Below are 15,107 nucleotides of genomic sequence, written 5' to 3'. Positions count from 1 at the left end.
GCCGCGCGGGCGGCGGGGCCCGCGCCGCCCGCCGCTCAGCCCCGCGCCCCCAGCCGCTCGTCCAGCTCGGCGGCGCGCGGGTCCCCCAGGTCGCCGAAGAGCCCCCGGGCCCGCTCCCACGCGGCGCGGGCCTCGTCCCGGCGGTCGTCGCCGAGCGCGGCGAGCACGTCGCCGCGCTGCCGGTGGGCCTCGGCGAGCCCCCAGTCGTCCCCGGCGGCGCGGCGGCAGTCGATGGCGTGGTCGAGGCAGTCCAGGGCCTCGGCGTGCTCCCCGGCCGCGTGGTGGGCGGTGCCGCGCCGGAACCACAGGTGGCCCTCGCCGTAGGAGTCGCCGAGCGCGCGGGCGAGCCGCAGGGACGCCTCGAAGGCGCGGCCCGCGCCGTCCCGGTCGCCGAGCCGGAAGCGGGCCTCGCACAGGCTGGCCAGCATGATGGCCTGCCCGTGCCGGTCGTCGATCTCCTCGAAGAGGGCGAGGGCCCGCTCGAAGCGCGCGGCGGCCTGCTCGGGGGCGCCCTCGTCGGTGGCGAGGAAGCCGAGGGACGCCAGCGCCCAGGCCTGCCCGTGCCGGTCGCCCAGTTCGCGCCGCAGTTCGAGGCCCTGGGCGATGTGCCGCCGGGCCTGGTCGCGGGCGCCGGACTGGCGGTAGCCCTCGCCGAGGTTCATCGCCACCCAGGCGCGGGCGGCGGTGTCGTCGGCCGCGGCGGCGGCGCGCAGCGCGACGGTGTGGCTCTCGATCCACAGGCTCCAGGGCTTGCGCAGCAGCAGCCAGTCCCACAGGCGCAGCGGTATCTGCCAGGCGGCGTCGAGCCGGTGCCGGGCGGCGAGGGCGACCATCGGCACGATCTCCTCGGCGGTGGCGTCGCACCAGGCGCGGGCCTCGTCGGGGCTGGCGAAGTCCATGGGCGGCACGCCGGGCGGGGTCTCGCCGAGCCGTTCGACCTCGCGCTGCGGGGCGAGGGCGCGGCTCGCGGCCTCCACGGTGTACGTGTACCAGGCGGCGAGGCGCTCCACGGCGGCCGCCCGGTCGGGCTCGGCCTCCTCGGCGAGGGCGCGCTCGGCGGCGTAGTCCCGTAGCAGGTCGTGGAAGCGGTACCGGTCGTGGCCGGTCTCTTCGAGCAGGTGCACGGTGGCGAGGGATTCGAGGACGTGCCGGGCGGCGGGGAGGGACCGGCCGAGGAGCGCGGCGGCGGCGTGCGCGGTGACGGTGGAGGCGGGGTGCAGGCCGAGCAGCCGGAAGGCGCGGGCGGTGGGCTCGTCCAGCTCACGGTAGGAGCACAGGAAGACGGAGCGGATGCCGAGGTGCGGGTCGTCGCGGTCGGCGAGGGCGTCCAGGCGCAGCGCGTCGTCGGCGAGTTCGGCGACGGCGTCGGCGACGGTGCGGTGCGGGTAGGTGGCGAGCCGCTCGGCGGCGATGCGCAGGGCGAGCGGCAGGTGGTCGCACTGGCGGGCCAGCTCGCGCACGGCGGTGGCCTCGGCGTCCGCCCGCGCCTCGCCGATGACCGTGCTGAGCAGCCCGTACGACTCGTCGGCGGTGAGCGGGCCGAGGGAGATGCGGCGGGCGCCCGTGGAGGCGGCGAGCCCGGTGAGGCGCCGTCGGCTGGTGATGACGACGGCGCAGCCGGAGGCGCCCACGAGCAGGGGCCGCACGTGCTGGGAGTCGGCGGCGTTGTCGAGGACGACGAGGAGGGGCCGCCCGTGGGCGAGGGACCGGAACAGGGCGGCGCGCTGCTCCTGCTCGGGCGGGATGTCCTTGGCGGGGACGCCGAGCGCGACGAGGAACTGTTCGAGGACGCGCGCGGCGGGCGCCCGGCGTCCGTCGGGGGACTGGGCCTGGAGGTCGGTGAAGAGGACGCCGCCGGGGAAGCGGGGGGCGACGCGGTGCGCCCAGTGCACGGTGACGGCGCTCTTGCCCGCGCCGGGCGGGCCGTCGAAGGCGGCGAGCAGCACGGTGCCGTCGCGTTCGGCCTCGGCGAGCAGCGCGTCGAGCTGCCGCAGCTCCCGTAATCGCCCGGTGAACCCGCCCACCGCGGGCGGCAGTTGCGCGGGCCGCGGCTGTCCGGGCCCGCCGGGCTCCCGCCCGGCGCGGGCCAGCTCCACCAGCTCGCCGTCGGCGCCGAGCACGGTGTCGAGGATGCGCGCCGCCTCGACGGTCGGCAGGCCCCGCCCGTTCTCCAGCTTGCTGAGCCACCCCGGCGTGTAGTTGGCCCGCGCCGCCAGCGTCCGCAGCGACATGCCCGCCTTGCCCCGGCGCCGCTTCATCGCCGCCCCGAACGGCGTCGCGGGCGCGCCGTCACCCATGCCCACCACGCCCCACCCCATTGGTCCGCTCCACGCCTGGATCCTGCTGCAACGGCGTCGGAGACGTCAACAACGGTTGAGGAACGCGGAGTTCGGCGTGCCGGGACACCACCCCTTGACGGCTAACGCCGTTAGCCGTACGGTTCTGACTAACGGCATTAGCCACCGCTTCGGCGCCGCTTCAACGCGGCTTCGACACCGCTTCGGAAGGAGCCCCTCATGTCCGGTACCACCGCCACACCCGCCGCCGAGCCCGCCACACCCACCGCCACACCCACCGCCACGCCCCACCGCGCCCCTCTCACCGCGGTCGCCGTCGTCCGCCGAGCCGCCTGGCTGGTCAACGCGTTGTTCTGGTCGGCCTTCGCCGTCCTGGAGGGCGTGAACCACGGCTGGCTCGCCGCCGCCCTGGCGTTCGTCGGCCTGATCGCCCCCGACCTGACCTTCCTGGTCGGCGTGCGGGACGCGCCCCGCATGGCCCGCGGCCAGCTCCCGCCGCGCGCGGTGCCGTACTACAACGCGGCGCACCGCGCCCTGGTCCCCCTCGCCCTCATCGCGGTGTACGCGGTGGCGCCCTTCACCTGGGCCCCCCTCTTCGCGGCCCTGTGCGGCTGGCTCGCCCACATCTCGTACGATCGCGTCTTCGGGTACGGACTGCGTACGAAGGAAGGGTTCCAGCGTGGCTGACGAGCACCCGCGGCTCACCCCCCGCGCCCGCGAGATCGCCGCCGCCGCCCGCGCCCTCGTCGAGGAGGCGGGCGCGGAGGCCCTGACCATGCGGTCCCTCGCCGACCGGCTCGGCATCAAGGCGCCGTCGCTCTACAAGCACTTCCCCGACAAGTCCGCCGTCGAGGTGGAGCTGATCGCCCAGCAGCTCGCGGAGACCGCGGCGGCCTGCGAGGCCGCCCTGGACCGCTCCCCCGGCTCCCTGACCGCCCTCGTCGACGCCTACCGGAGCCACTCCCTCGCCCACCCCCACCTGTACCGCCTGGCCACCGAGCGCCCCCTGCCGCGGCACGCGCTGCCGCCCGGCCTCGAGGAGCGCGCCGCGGAGCCGCTGCTGCGGGTGTGCGGGCACGACGTGGAGCTGGCCCGCGCCGTCTGGGCCTTCGCCCACGGCATGATCATCCTGGAGATCCACGGCCGCTTCCCCGAAGGCGTCGACCTGGCGGTGGCATGGAAACGGGGCATCGAGGCGTTCCAGCGGTGACACACGTGGGAGCGGGCCCCGGGCCCCGGGGCGCGGGGCGGGGCGAAGGGGGCGCGGTATGGACGACGGCACGCAGAGAGCCGACGGCCCGGCCCCCGCCTCCGAGGCCCCCGGCGGCCCGGCCCCCGCCCCCGCCCCCGACGGCACGGCACCCACCCCCGGCAGCGGCCCCACCGGCCGTGAACGCGCCGTCTGGACCCGCGCCCCCCTCGGCTGCGGCGACACCATCGACCTGCTCACCGCCCGCTTCGACCGGCACCGCTACGCACCGCACAGCCACGAGGAGTTCACCGTCGGCGTCTGCGTCGGCGGCAGCGAGATCATCGACTACCGGGGCGCCCGCCTCGACGTCGGCCCCGGCGCCGTCGTCGTCCTCGCCCCCGGCGAGACCCACACCGGCCGCCCCGGCACCGGCGGCGGCTACGCGTACCGGGCCCTCTACCCCGCGGCCCACCTCCTCGCCGACACCGCGCGCGACCTGCCGCACTTCCGGGAGGCCGTCCTCGACGACCGCGAGCTGGCGGCGGCCCTGCGCGCCACCTACACCGCCCTCAGCGGGCCCCCGGCCGGAACCGACCCCCTGGCAGCCCTGACCGCCGAGTCCCGGCTCACGGCCCTGCTCGGCACACTGGCCCGGCGCCACGGCACCGCCCGCCCGGCCCGCGCCACCGCGCCCGGCACCGCCGCCGTCGCCGCGGCCGTCGCCCGGACGGTGTGCGCCCGCCTCGCCGACGACGTCCTCACCCCGCCCACCCTGGCCCAACTGGCCGCCGAACTCGGCCTGTCCCGCTACCAGTTGCTGCGCGCGTTCCGTACGACGATGGGGTTGCCGCCCTACGCGTGGCTCGCCCAGCACCGGGTCGCGCGGGCCCGCGGGTACCTGGAGGCGGGACGGCGTCCGGCGGAGGTCGCAGGCCTGGTGGGCTTCGCGGACCAGGCCCATCTGACGCGCTGGTTCCGCCGGGTCCTGGGGGTGACTCCGGCGGCGTACCGGAGCAGCGTGGCGCCTTCTGGGGGCGGGGGCTGAGGGCAGGGCGGCGGGACCCGAAGACGGGAAGCGCACGACGCAACAACGTTCAAGACAAGCCACCCCACCCGAACCCACACTCCCCCCATGACTGCACGCGGCTGGGCCCTGTTCTCCCTGATGGGTGTCCTGTGGGGCATCCCGTACCTCATGATCAAGGTGGCGGTCGACAGCGACCTGACACCGTCGATGGTGGTGTTCACGCGCTGCGCGCTCGGCGCGGCGCTGCTGCTGCCGTTCGCCGTGCGCCAAGGTGGCCTGAACCGCGTACTGACCACGCACTGGCGGCCGATGCTGGCCTTCGCCTGTGTGGAGATCCTCGGCCCCTGGTGGACCCTGACCGACGCCGAACGGCACCTCTCCAGCTCCACGGCGGGCCTGCTGATCGCCGCCGTCCCCATCATCGGCGCGGCGCTCGCCCGGTTCTTCGGCGACACCGAGCGCCTGGGCGGCCGCCGCCTGGCGGGCCTCGCCCTCGGCTTCGCCGGGGTGGCGGTGCTCACCGTGCCGCACCTGACCGGCGGTGACGCCTGGTCGCTCACCGAGGTCCTGATCACGGCCCTCGGCTACGCGATCGCCCCGCTGATCGTCGCCCGCCACCTCAGGGACTTCCCCACGCTCCAGCTCATCGCGCCCTGCCTGGCGCTCGCGGCCATCGTGTACGCGCCCGCGGCGGCGGCCTCCTGGCCGCAGGCGGTCCCCGACGCGAAGACCCTCACCGCCCTCGCGGGCCTCGGCGTCATCTGCACCGCCCTGGCCTTCGTCGTCTTCCTGGAACTCATCCGCGAGGCGGGCCCGACGCGGGCGGTGGTCTTCACGTACGTCAACCCGGCGGTGGCGGCGCTGGCAGGCCTGGCCTTCCTCTCCGAACACCTCACCCCCTCCTTCTGGGCCGCCTTCGCCCTGATCCTCGCGGGCTCCTTCCTGGCGACGGCGACGGCGACCGCGGGGCCGACGCCCCGGTCGCGGCGGGTACCATGGTCGACACGGCAGACGAGCCGGGCGGACGGCCGCGTGGAGTCCCCTTGAGGGGCTTCCCGAGGAACGTCCGGGCTCCACAGGGCAAGGTGGTGGCTAACGGCCACCCGGGGTGACCCGCGGGACAGTGCCACAGAAAACAGACCGCCCAGCTCGCTGGGTAAGGGTGAAACGGTGGTGTAAGAGACCACCAGCGCCTGAGGTGACTCAGGCGGCTAGGTAAACCCCACCTGGAGCAAGGTCAAGAGGAAACACCCCGGTGTTTCTGCGCGGACGACCGAGGGCTGCCCGCCCGAGTCCGCGGGTAGACCGCACGAGGCCCGCGGCAACGCGGGCCCTAGATGGATGGCCGTCACCCCGACGACCGCGAGGTCCCGGGGCACAGAACCCGGCGTACAGCCCGACTCGTCTGCCTTTCCCCTTCCGACCAGCGCATCTCCGCTGCCCCCCCGCCCCGCGCGCCCGCCCGTTGTCCGTCCAGGTCCCGTCTTCAGCCCGGCGCCTCGGACGTCGGCGTTCCTCCGGAGGGGATGTGTCGCCTCCGGAGGAACGCCGGGCTGACTCCTCCGCTCGGCGGGGACACGCGTCCGTCCGCTTGCCCCCAGACGGAGCGGCGGGAGCCGCCCTACTTCTTCTCGTCCCCGAGGAGGCCGCTGAGGTCGGGCTTGAGCAGTCCGATCGGCTTGAACGCCTCGCTGTCGCGCTTGGCCTTCTCCTCGGGGCTGAGCTTGTCGTACTCGGCCTGCCGCTCGCGTGCGAGGCGCTCCTCCTCGGCCCTGTTCTTGGCCCGTGCCGCCTCGGTCTTCGGGTCGGGGAACATCTCGTCGCGGTAGTCGTCGTAGGCACCCATGACGGTTTCTCCTCAGGTGGGGGGTGTGTAGGGACTCCTACTCGCTCAGTGTCTCCCTGGGCCGTGGCCCTCGCACGGCGGAGTGGATGGCGGCGGCCGCCTGGCCGTGGGCGGTGAGCACGCCCGGGGCCCTGCGCGTGACCCGCGTACTTCAAGATCGTTGGCCAGGCGTGAAGCCAAGCCTGAAGAACAGCATCCGCGCTCTCGCCGCCGCCTTCGCCTTCCTCGCCGCCCTCTCCGCACCCGCCAGCGCCGAACCCGGCCCCTCCGCGGCCCCGTCGATGCAGGGCGACGTGACGGCGAAGCCGCTGGGGGACCTCGGCCCTCTCACGGGTGGAGGCGGCTCGTTCCAGTACAGCCTGGACGGGGCGACGGGGGGGCGTCCGCGACAGGGTGAGGTTGACCTTGACGCGGCGGCAACGTTTTAACTGGGGGCATGCGGATCGGAGAGATCGCCGGGGCCGTGGGGGTGACGACCCGGGCCGTGCGGCACTACCACCACCTGGGGCTGCTGCCGGAACCGGCGCGGCGGCCCAACGGATATCGGAGCTATGGCCTCCGCGAGGCCATCGCGCTGGCGCGGATCAAGCGGCTGACCGAGCTGGGGCTCGGGCTCGACGAGGTCCGGGACGTGCTCGCCGACGACGCGGGGCGCGAGCTGACCGAGGTGCTCGCGGAGCTGGACGACGACCTGGCCCGGCAGGAGGCGGCGATCCGGGAGCGGCGGGCCAGGCTCGCCGAGCTGCTGCGGATGGCGCGGGAGGGGCGGCTGCCCGGCGAGGGCCCGGTGTCGCCGGGGCTCGCCGAGCTGTTCGGGCGGCTGGGGCCCACCGCGTCGCCGAGCGCCGCCAAGGACCTCGAACACCTCGCCCTGTTCGACGCCACCGCCGCGCCCGAGCAGCGCGACCGGCTCTACGGGGTGCTGCGCCAGCTCGTCGAGGACCGTGAACTCGCCGCAAGAGTGGGGGAACTGTATGAGCGGCTTGATCAGTTGGCGGATGCTTCCGTGGGGGATCCGCGTGTCGAGGCCCTCGGCGCGGACCTCGCCGCCGTCGTGCCCGACACCGTCCTCGCCCTCCTCCCCGAAGACGCGGGAGACGCGGGAGACGCGGGCTCCGGACCCGCCCTCGGCGGCGCCTTCGGCGAGGCCTTCCTCGACGACTTCGCCCCCGCCCAGGCAGCCGCCGTACGCCACATGGTGAAGGTGTTGACGCGACGGATCGAGAAGGCGAGGTGAGGTACGTGAGCGTCCCCGGCGGAACCGAGTCGGGCGTCGGCGCGGCCGTGCGCGTCGTGCGGCGGCTCGTCGCCCACGAGGTGCGCGGACTGCGCGGCCTCCCGCTGTGGGCGCGGCGGCGACGGCACGGCGTCGCGCCGGGCGACACCCCGGCCGCGTACACCGGACCGCAGACGGCGACCCTGTTCGCCTTCGCCTTCCTCGCGGTCGTCGAGACCGTCGCCCTCGCGCTGGTGGTGCCCTGGCCGCTGGCGCACGCCGCGCTGCTGTTCGTGGACGTGTACACCCTGGTGCAGATCGTGGCGTTCCACGCGGCGTGCGTGACGCGGCCTCATGTCGCTTGCGCGGACGGGTCGTTGCGGGTGCGGTACGGGCAGTTCCTCGACCTGCGGATCCCGGCCGATGCCATCCAGCTGGCCCAGGTGGACCGGCGCTGTCCGGAGCACGGCAAGCTGCGCGTGCACGACGACGGGACCGTGGACGTCGCGGTCGGCGGCCAGACGACCGTCACCGTGGAGCTGACCCGGCCCGTGGCGTTCCTGCGGCCCCTGGGGCGGCGGGCCGAGGCCCGGGTGGTGCGGCTGCACGCGGACGAACCGGGCGTGCTGGTCGCCGCGCTCACCGCGGCGCGCCGCAATCGGCCCGGCGAGGAGCCCCGTACGCCACCCGGCCCGCGCGTCACGCCGGAGCGAACAGGACCGTCCCCGTCCCCGGATCCGCTCGCGTCAGCCTGACCCGCAGCCGCTCCCCCAGCGGCAGCCCCGCCGGGCCGCCCTCGATCCGGGCGACCACGGCCGGGTCCGTCAACTGCACGGTCCCCACGGCCGGTTCGCGCTCCCGCACGTCCACCACGACCGCGTCGAAGACCTCGCCGACCTGGTCCTTCAGCAGGACCGCCTCGACGATGTCCACGCAGCCGCGCTCCACCGCGCCCGCCCGCCGCGCGCCCTGCTCCATCTCGTCCGGCAGCTCCGGGAGCGCCGCCAGCACCCACTCGGGCGGTTCGGCGCCCGCGCACGCGGCCAGGCACAGCTCCCCCGCGTACCGGTCGACGAGGCGGCGCAGCGGCGCCGTGCAGTGCGCGTACGGCGCCGCCACCGCCGCGTGCGTCGTCAGTTCCGGCACCTCGCCGCCGCTGAACGCCGTGTACCCGGCGCCCCGCAGCAGCGTCGTGCACTCCTGGAGGAACGCCGCGTGGTGCGGCAGCCTCGGGTCGAGGGACCGCACGAGCTGCGCGTACGGGACGTGGTGCGGCCAGTCGACGCCCAGCGCCCGCGCGGTGCGGCGCAGGCGGCCCACCGCGCCGTCCGGCGCGACCGGCAGCGTCCGGAGCACCCCGGTCCCGTACTCGATCATGATCTCGGCGGCGGCCATGCCGGTGAGCAGGGAGATCTGCGCGTTCCAGGCGTCGGCGGGCAGCGGCGCGCGGTACGCCAGCTCGTAGCCGCCGCCGTCGCCGTCTCCGCTGCCGTCGGGCGACTCGATGACCTCCTGCTCCGGTACGTTCAGGGAGATCCCGCCGCGCTCCACCTCCAGGGCCTCCCGCAGCCGCCCGATCTCCGCGAGCAGCGCGACGGGCTCCTCGGCGGTGCCCGCGTCGATGTCCCGCTGCACGCCGCCGTAGTCGAGCTTCGCGCGACTGCGTACGAGGGCCCGGCGCACCTCGGCGCGCTCGGTACGGCCCTCCGCGTCCAGGTCGACCGTCCACAGCAGCGCCGGGCAGGTCTGGTCGGGCAGCAGGCTGGCGGCGCCCTCGCTGAGCGCGGTGGGGTGCAGCGGGACCCGCTCGTCGGGGAAGTACAGGGTGGTGACCCGGCGGTGCGCCTCGGCGTCGAGGAGGCCGCCCGGATCGACGTACGCCGCCACGTCCGCGATGGCGTACCGCACCCGGAACCCGCCGCCCGTCCGCCGCGACAGGTGCATCGCCTGGTCCAGGTCGACGGACGTCGGCGGGTCGATGGTGAAGAAGGACACACCCGTGGCGTCCTCGTCCGGCAGGCGCGGGGCCGTGGCGGCCCACTCCGCCTCCGCGAGGACGTTCGCCGGGAACGCCTCCGGCACGTCGAGCCGGGCGCGCAGGTCGCGCAGCGCGGCCCGCAGCGGAGCCTCGGCTGCGCCGGTCACGTGCAGATGGCGGCGGGGCATGGCACCGAGCGTAGGGCGGGTGCGCGGGGTCGGCACCCGTACCCCGTACGCTTTCGCAGGGGCCGCACCCTGCCCGTACCGCCGAAGGAGAACCGATCGTGCTCGTCTTGCTGCCGCCGTCCGAAGGAAAGGCCGCGTCGGGGCGGGGGGCGCCGCTGAAGCCGGAGGGCCTGTCGCTGCCGGGGCTCGCCGACGCGCGGGCCGCCGTCCTCGACGAGCTGGTCGAGCTGTGCACGGCGGACGAGGAGAAGGCCCGCGAGGTGCTCGGCCTGAGCGAGGGGCTGCGGGGTGAGGTCGCCAAGAACGCCGCGCTGCGCACCGCCGGGACGCGGCCCGCCGGTGAGATCTACACCGGTGTCCTGTACGACGCCCTCGACCTGGCCTCGCTGGATCCGGCCGCCAAGCGGCGGGCCTCGCGGTCGCTGCTCGTCTTCTCCGGGCTGTGGGGCGCCGTGTCCGTCTCCGACCGCATCCCCTCCTACCGGTGCTCGATGGGCGTGAAGCTGCCGGGGCTCGGCGCGCTCGGCGCCCACTGGCGGCGCCCCATGGCCGACGTGCTGCCGGAGGCCGCCGGGTCGGGGCTCGTCCTCGACCTGCGGTCGGCGGCGTACGCGGCCGCGTGGAAGCCCCGCGGGGAGGTCGCCGGGCGCACGGCCACCGTGCGGGTGCTGCACGCGCGGGTCGTCGACGGGGTCGAGCGGCGGTCCGTCGTCTCCCACTTCAACAAGGCGACGAAGGGGCGGGTGGTCCGGTCGCTGCTGACCGCGGGGGCCGTGCCGCGGTCGCCCGCGGAGCTGGTGGGCGCGCTGCGGGATCTGGGGTACGTGGTGGAGGCCGACGCCCCTGCGGTGCCGGGGCGTCCGTGGGCGCTGGACGTGGTGGTCCGCGACCTGCACTGACGCTGGCGGGGGCGCCCCGTGCCGCCCTCATCGGCGCTCCGCGCCTCGCCCTCACGCGCCGGGCGGGCTTTTCTCCCCTGGCGCGCTCGTCTGGGGCTGCGCCCCTTTCCCCCTTATTGGCGCTTCGCGCCTCGTCCTCAAACGCCGGACGGGCTGGATCTGCCCCGCTCACCGTCGTCGGCTCTCCGAGGCGAGCGAGTGGGATCAGCCCACCCCGCAACCGACGACCAGCACAGCACAACGTTCCAGCACCACGATCCGGCCTGTTAGGCGCCTAAGGACGAGCGCGCACCGCAGCAATCCAGCCCGTCCGGCGTATGAGGACGAGGCGCGGAGCGGCGATGGGGCGGGGTGCCAGGGGCGGCCGCCCCTGGTTCGGGGAGGGGTGGGTCTGGGGCGCCACCCGCGAGGGCACCCCTCCGCGTTGTGACCTGCGCAACGGGCGTTGCGCAGCGCGGTCTCGTGGGGAGACGATGCCCGCATGGACTCCGTGCTCGATCTCGCCCCCGTCATCCCCGTTGTCGTCGTGGACTCCCCCGAGTCCGCCGTCCCCCTCGCCCGGGCCCTCGTGGCGGGCGGGCTGCCCGCGATAGAGGTGACGCTCCGCACCCCGGCGGCGCTGCCCGCGATCAGGGCGATCGCCGCGGAGGTCCCGGACGCGATCGTGGGCGCGGGCACGGTCATCTCGCCCGGCAACGTGAGGGACGCGGTGGACGCGGGCGCCGGGTTCCTGGTCAGCCCGGGGTGGACGGAGAAGCTGCTGGACGCGATGGGGGCGTCGGGCGTGCCGTTCCTGCCGGGGGTGTCGACCACGTCGGAGGTGGTCGCGCTGCTGGAGCGCGGGGTCAGCGAGATGAAGTTCTTCCCCGCGGAGGCGGCGGGCGGCACCGCGTACCTGAAGTCGCTCGCCGGGCCCCTCCCCCAGGCCCGCTTCTGCCCCACCGGCGGCATCACGCCCGCCTCCGCCCCCGCCTACCTCGCGCTGGGGAACGTCGGCTGCGTGGGCGGCAGTTGGATGGTCCCGGCGGACGCGGTCGCGAACGGCGACTGGGCGCGCGTCGAGGCCCTCGCGCGCGAGGCGGCGGCGCTGCGCTGAGCGCAGGGCCCGGCGCGGGGGCTCAGCGCAGGTGGGCGGTGTCGTTGAGGAGCCGCACGCTGGCGTTGCCGTCGGCGTAGTACGCCACGGCCGACAGCGAGGCCGCCGCCAGTTCCATCCGGAACAGCGCCTCGGGCGGTGCGCCGAGGGCGAGCCGTACGAGGGTCTTGATGGGCGTGACGTGCGTGACGAGCAGCACGGTGCGGCCCGCGTACGCGGCGAGCAGCCTGTCGCGGGCGGCGGAGACGCGGCTGGTGACCTCGGCGAAGGACTCGCCGCCCGGCGGTGCCACGTTCGGCGAGGCGAGCCAGGCGGTCAGCTCGTCGGGCTGGCGCTCGCGCACCTCGGCGAAGGTGAGGCCCTCCCACTGCCCGAAGTCCGTCTCGCGCAGCCCGTCCTCGACGCGCACGTCCAGGCCGAGCCGGGCGGCGACGGTGCGGGCGGTCTCCTGGCAGCGCCGCAGCGGCGAGGAGACGACGGCCTGTACGGTGCCGCGCGCGGCGAGCGCGGCGGCGACGCGGACGGCCTGCTCACGGCCGATGTCCGACAGGGAGGGATCGCTGCCGCCGCTGCCGGAGAACCGCTTCTGGGGGGTCAGCGGGGTCTCGCCGTGCCTGAGCAGTACGAAGGTCGCGGGGGCTCCGAGGTCGGCGGGCGCGGCCCAGCCCACGGGCGGAGCGGCGGTGTCCCGGGCGGCACCGCCACCGGCCACCACCCCGGCGGCCCGCGCATCGGCCCCGCGGCGCTCCCCGGCTGACGCGGGCCCTTGCGGCTCGGCCGAGCCTCGCTCCCCGACGGCGACCGCACCGGCCCCGGCGGCCGGACCGCCAGCCCCAGCGGCCCCGCCGTTCGTGCCCCGCGCGGCAGCGGCGGCCCCGGCGGCGTCCCCTGGCTGTCCGTCCGCCACCGGCCCCGCGCCCCGCACATCGGCCCCGGCACCAGCCCGTTCCCCGGCGCCACCAGCACCGAACGCGCCCCGGCCCGTGGCGGCGCCCTCGAGGTCCGCCCCGCCGTTCGCGCCCCGCGCGGCAGCGGCGGCCCCGGCGCCGAACGCCGCCCGCCCCGCCGCCACAGCGGCAGCCGAAGCCGCGTCAGCCGCACCGGACCCGGCGGTCGAACCGCGCCCCGCAGCACCATCCGCACCGCCCGGCCCACCGGCCCCGGCGGCGTCGTCCGCCCCAGCGGCCCCGGCGGCACCTCCCGTCCGCCCCGCCAGCGCCGCCCGGGCCCGCGCGGCGCCCGCGGTGGCGTCTCCCGGTGGGCCGGTGGGGGTCGCGGCGGTGCGGGCGGCGGCGTTGAGGTCCGCCGTCGACGCCGACGGCGACCACGCCTCGCCCCGCTTGCCCGCGTCCATCGCCTCGTTCGCGAGCCGGTCCGCGTGCTTGTTGCGCTCGCGCGGGATCCACTCGTACGTCACCTGCGCGGCGGGGAAGATCCGGGCCGCCTCGGCGGCCAGCGGCTTCATGTCGGGGTGCTTGATCTTCCAGCGGCCCGACATCTGCTCGACGACGAGCTTGGAGTCCATGCGGACGCGGACGGCCGCCGCGGGGTCGAGCGCGTACGCCGCCCTCAGGCCCGCGATGAGGCCCTTGTACTCGGCGACGTTGTTGGTGGCGACCCCGACGTACTCGGCGGTCTCGGCGAGCGTCTCGCCCGACGCCGCGTCGATGACGACCGAGCCGTAGCCCGCGGGCCCCGGGTTGCCCCGGGAGCCGCCGTCGGCCTCGACGATAAACTCCCGCACCGCGCGTGCTCCCTACAGGCCGGACTCGGCGGTGCGCACCAGGATGCGGCGGCAGTTCTCGCAGCGGACGACCGTGTCGGGCGAGGCCGCCTTGACCTCGTTGACCTCGGTGATGTTCAGCTCCAGGCGGCAGCCCTCGCAGCGCCGCTGGTACAGCTTGGCCGCGCCGACGCCGCCGTGCTGGGCGCGCAGCTTGTCGTACAGCTTCAGCAGGTCGGCGGGGACGGAGGCCGCGACGACCTCGCGCTCCTTGGTGACCGTGGCGGCCTCGCGGTCCAGCTCCTCCTGCGCGGCATCCCGGCGGGACGTGGCGTCGTCGATCTTCGCCTGGACGGAGGCGACGCGCTCGGTCAGCTCCGCGACGCGCTCCTGCGCGGACTCGCGGCGCTCCATGACCTCAAGGACGACGTCCTCCAGGTCGCCCTGGCGCTTGGCGAGGGAGGCGATCTCCTTCTGGAGGTTCTCCAGGTCCTTGGGCGAGGTGATCGCGCCGGAGTCCAGGCGCTGCTGGTCGCGGGCGGCGCGCTGGCGCACCTGGTCCACGTCCTGCTCGGCCTTGGCCTGCTCGCGGGCGCAGTCGCTGTCCTCGGTCTGCGCGGCGACGAGCAGGTCGCGCAGCTGCGTGTGGTCCTTCGTCAGGGACTCGATCTCGGCGTGCTCGGGCAGCGACTTGCGCTTGTGCGCGAGCTGCGCGAGGCGCGTGTCCAGGCCCTGGAGGTCGAGGAGACGGATCTGGTCGGCGGGCGCGGCGTTCAGTTGGGGGCTCCAAAGGGGCTAGAAGAAGGAAAGGAGGGGGACGACGCCGCGTGGGCGGTCCAGGGGTCGGTGACCGTCTTCGAGACGTGGACGCGAAGGCCCCATCCGTGCCGGTCGGAGATCTCGTCGAGCTGGGCGGCGGCCAGCTCGCACCAGGGCCACTCGGTGGCCCAGTGGGCGGCGTCGAGCAGCGCGAGCGGCGCCTCGGCGCGGGCCTCCGACACCGGGTGGTGGCGCAGGTCGGCGGTAAGGAAGGCGTCGACGCCCGCGGCGCGCACGGCGCCGAAGAGGCTGTCGCCGGAGCCGCCGCTGACCGCGACCGTGCGGACGGTCAGCTCCGGGTCGCCCGCGACGCGCACGCCCTGCGCGGTGGCGGGCAGGCTCCGGGCGGCCAGGGCGGCGAACTCGGCCAGCGGCAGCGGGTGTTCCAGCTCGCAGACCCGGCCGAGGCCGCGGCGGCCGTGCTCGTCCGCGGGGTCCGGTACGAGGGGGCGTACGACGCGCAGGCCGAGGGCACCCGCGAGGGCGTCGGAGACGCCGGGGTCGGCGGTGTCGGCGTTGGTGTGCGCGACGTGCAGCGCGATGTCGTGCTTGATCAGGTCGTGGACGACGCGGCCCTTGAAGGTCGAGGCCGCCACCGTCGTCGTCCCGCGCAGGTACAGCGGGTGGTGCGTGACGAGCAGGTCGGCGCCGAGCCGGACCGCCTCGTCGGCGATGTCCTGGACCGGGTCGACGGCGAACAGGACCCGGGAGACCTCCGCGTCCGGGTCGCCGCACACCGTGCCGACGGCGTCCCACTGCTCGGCCCGCTCGGGGGGCCACAGGGCGTCAAGGGCGGCGATCACTTCAGACAGACGGGGCACAGGGA

At 75.7% G+C, this 15,107-nt stretch carries 13 protein-coding genes, 1 other RNA gene and 1 pseudogene; 9 read left to right on the top strand and 6 right to left on the bottom strand.

The window, feature by feature from the left end; genetic code table 11:
- Positions 1–35: 35 nt before the first annotated feature.
- Positions 36–2,318 (bottom strand): helix-turn-helix domain-containing protein, encoded by a 2,283-nt coding sequence (locus ACOBQU_RS27740; protein WP_423630598.1) that lies wholly within the window; start codon positions 2,316–2,318, stop codon positions 36–38.
- Between the two features lie 198 nt (positions 2,319–2,516).
- Here ACOBQU_RS27740 and ACOBQU_RS27735 point away from each other — a divergent pair, with 198 nt between their 5' ends.
- The 5 genes and pseudogenes from ACOBQU_RS27735 (at position 2,517) to rnpB (ending at position 5,924) form a co-directional block, all read left to right on the top strand.
- A complete protein-coding gene (locus ACOBQU_RS27735; RefSeq protein ID WP_423630597.1) occupies positions 2,517–2,984 on the top strand; it encodes a DUF4260 family protein in 468 nt (155 codons plus the stop codon).
- Positions 2,977–3,507, top strand: a complete 531-nt coding sequence (locus tag ACOBQU_RS27730) for a TetR/AcrR family transcriptional regulator (RefSeq protein WP_423630595.1) — start codon at positions 2,977–2,979, stop codon at positions 3,505–3,507. The genes ACOBQU_RS27735 and ACOBQU_RS27730 overlap by 8 nt, the downstream gene beginning before the upstream one ends.
- A gap of 58 nt (positions 3,508–3,565) precedes the next feature.
- Positions 3,566–4,534 (top strand): helix-turn-helix domain-containing protein, encoded by a 969-nt coding sequence (locus ACOBQU_RS27725; protein ID WP_423630593.1) that lies wholly within the window; start codon positions 3,566–3,568, stop codon positions 4,532–4,534.
- Positions 4,535–4,621: 87 nt separating this feature from the next.
- Positions 4,622–5,404 (top strand): annotated as a pseudogene (locus ACOBQU_RS27720) (DMT family transporter); the annotation flags it as partial.
- Positions 5,405–5,528: 124 nt separating this feature from the next.
- Positions 5,529–5,924: RNase P RNA component class A (gene rnpB, locus ACOBQU_RS27715), an RNA gene on the top strand.
- A 213-nt stretch (positions 5,925–6,137) separates the two neighbouring features.
- Here the strand turns inward: rnpB and ACOBQU_RS27710 are convergent.
- The gene (locus tag ACOBQU_RS27710; RefSeq protein ID WP_423630591.1) at positions 6,138–6,362 is read right to left on the bottom strand and encodes a hypothetical protein; all 225 of its coding nucleotides are present in this window, start codon (positions 6,360–6,362) and stop codon (positions 6,138–6,140) included.
- Positions 6,363–6,798: 436 nt separating this feature from the next.
- On the opposite strand from ACOBQU_RS27710, the gene ACOBQU_RS27705 reads away from it, so the two are divergent.
- Together ACOBQU_RS27705 and ACOBQU_RS27700 are read left to right on the top strand one after the other, a co-directional pair.
- Complete coding sequence (locus ACOBQU_RS27705) at positions 6,799–7,599, top strand: MerR family transcriptional regulator (RefSeq protein ID WP_423630589.1); 801 nt, start codon at positions 6,799–6,801, stop codon at positions 7,597–7,599.
- Between the two features lie 5 nt (positions 7,600–7,604).
- Positions 7,605–8,333 (top strand): hypothetical protein, encoded by a 729-nt coding sequence (locus tag ACOBQU_RS27700; protein ID WP_423630588.1) that lies wholly within the window; start codon positions 7,605–7,607, stop codon positions 8,331–8,333.
- On the opposite strand, the gene ACOBQU_RS27695 is transcribed toward ACOBQU_RS27700, so the two are convergent.
- Positions 8,278–9,744: an RNB domain-containing ribonuclease gene (locus ACOBQU_RS27695; RefSeq protein ID WP_423630586.1), complete on the bottom strand. Its 1,467-nt coding sequence runs from the start codon at positions 9,742–9,744 to the stop codon at positions 8,278–8,280. The two genes, ACOBQU_RS27700 and ACOBQU_RS27695, sit on opposite strands and share 56 nt — an antisense overlap.
- Before the next feature lie 98 nt (positions 9,745–9,842).
- On the opposite strand from ACOBQU_RS27695, the gene yaaA reads away from it, so the two are divergent.
- The gene (gene yaaA / locus ACOBQU_RS27690) at positions 9,843–10,643 is read left to right on the top strand and encodes a peroxide stress protein YaaA (protein ID WP_423630584.1); all 801 of its coding nucleotides are present in this window, start codon (positions 9,843–9,845) and stop codon (positions 10,641–10,643) included.
- Positions 10,644–11,124: 481 nt separating this feature from the next.
- Positions 11,125–11,739, top strand: a complete 615-nt coding sequence (gene eda, locus ACOBQU_RS27685; protein WP_423630582.1) for a bifunctional 4-hydroxy-2-oxoglutarate aldolase/2-dehydro-3-deoxy-phosphogluconate aldolase — start codon at positions 11,125–11,127, stop codon at positions 11,737–11,739.
- 22 nt (positions 11,740–11,761) lie between these two features.
- Here eda and ACOBQU_RS27680 read toward each other — a convergent pair whose 3' ends face one another.
- From ACOBQU_RS27680 to ACOBQU_RS27670, 3 genes are read right to left on the bottom strand one after another with little or no spacing between them, the layout of a single operon-like run.
- The gene (locus ACOBQU_RS27680) at positions 11,762–13,483 is read right to left on the bottom strand and encodes a bifunctional RNase H/acid phosphatase (RefSeq protein ID WP_423630581.1); all 1,722 of its coding nucleotides are present in this window, start codon (positions 13,481–13,483) and stop codon (positions 11,762–11,764) included.
- A gap of 12 nt (positions 13,484–13,495) precedes the next feature.
- Positions 13,496–14,239 (bottom strand): zinc ribbon domain-containing protein, encoded by a 744-nt coding sequence (locus tag ACOBQU_RS27675; RefSeq protein ID WP_423634753.1) that lies wholly within the window; start codon positions 14,237–14,239, stop codon positions 13,496–13,498.
- Positions 14,236–15,102, bottom strand: coding sequence for a Nif3-like dinuclear metal center hexameric protein (locus ACOBQU_RS27670; protein ID WP_423630579.1), 867 nt, complete (start codon positions 15,100–15,102; stop codon positions 14,236–14,238). Before ACOBQU_RS27670 ends, ACOBQU_RS27675 begins: the two co-directional genes overlap by 4 nt.
- Between the last annotated feature and the right edge of the window lie 5 nt (positions 15,103–15,107).

Source organism: Streptomyces sp. G45, assembly GCF_049542095.1.
Lineage (GTDB): Bacteria > Actinomycetota > Actinomycetes > Streptomycetales > Streptomycetaceae > Streptomyces.
Note: the sequence above shows the minus strand (reverse complement) of the source record. Positions and strands in the feature narration are given on the sequence as shown.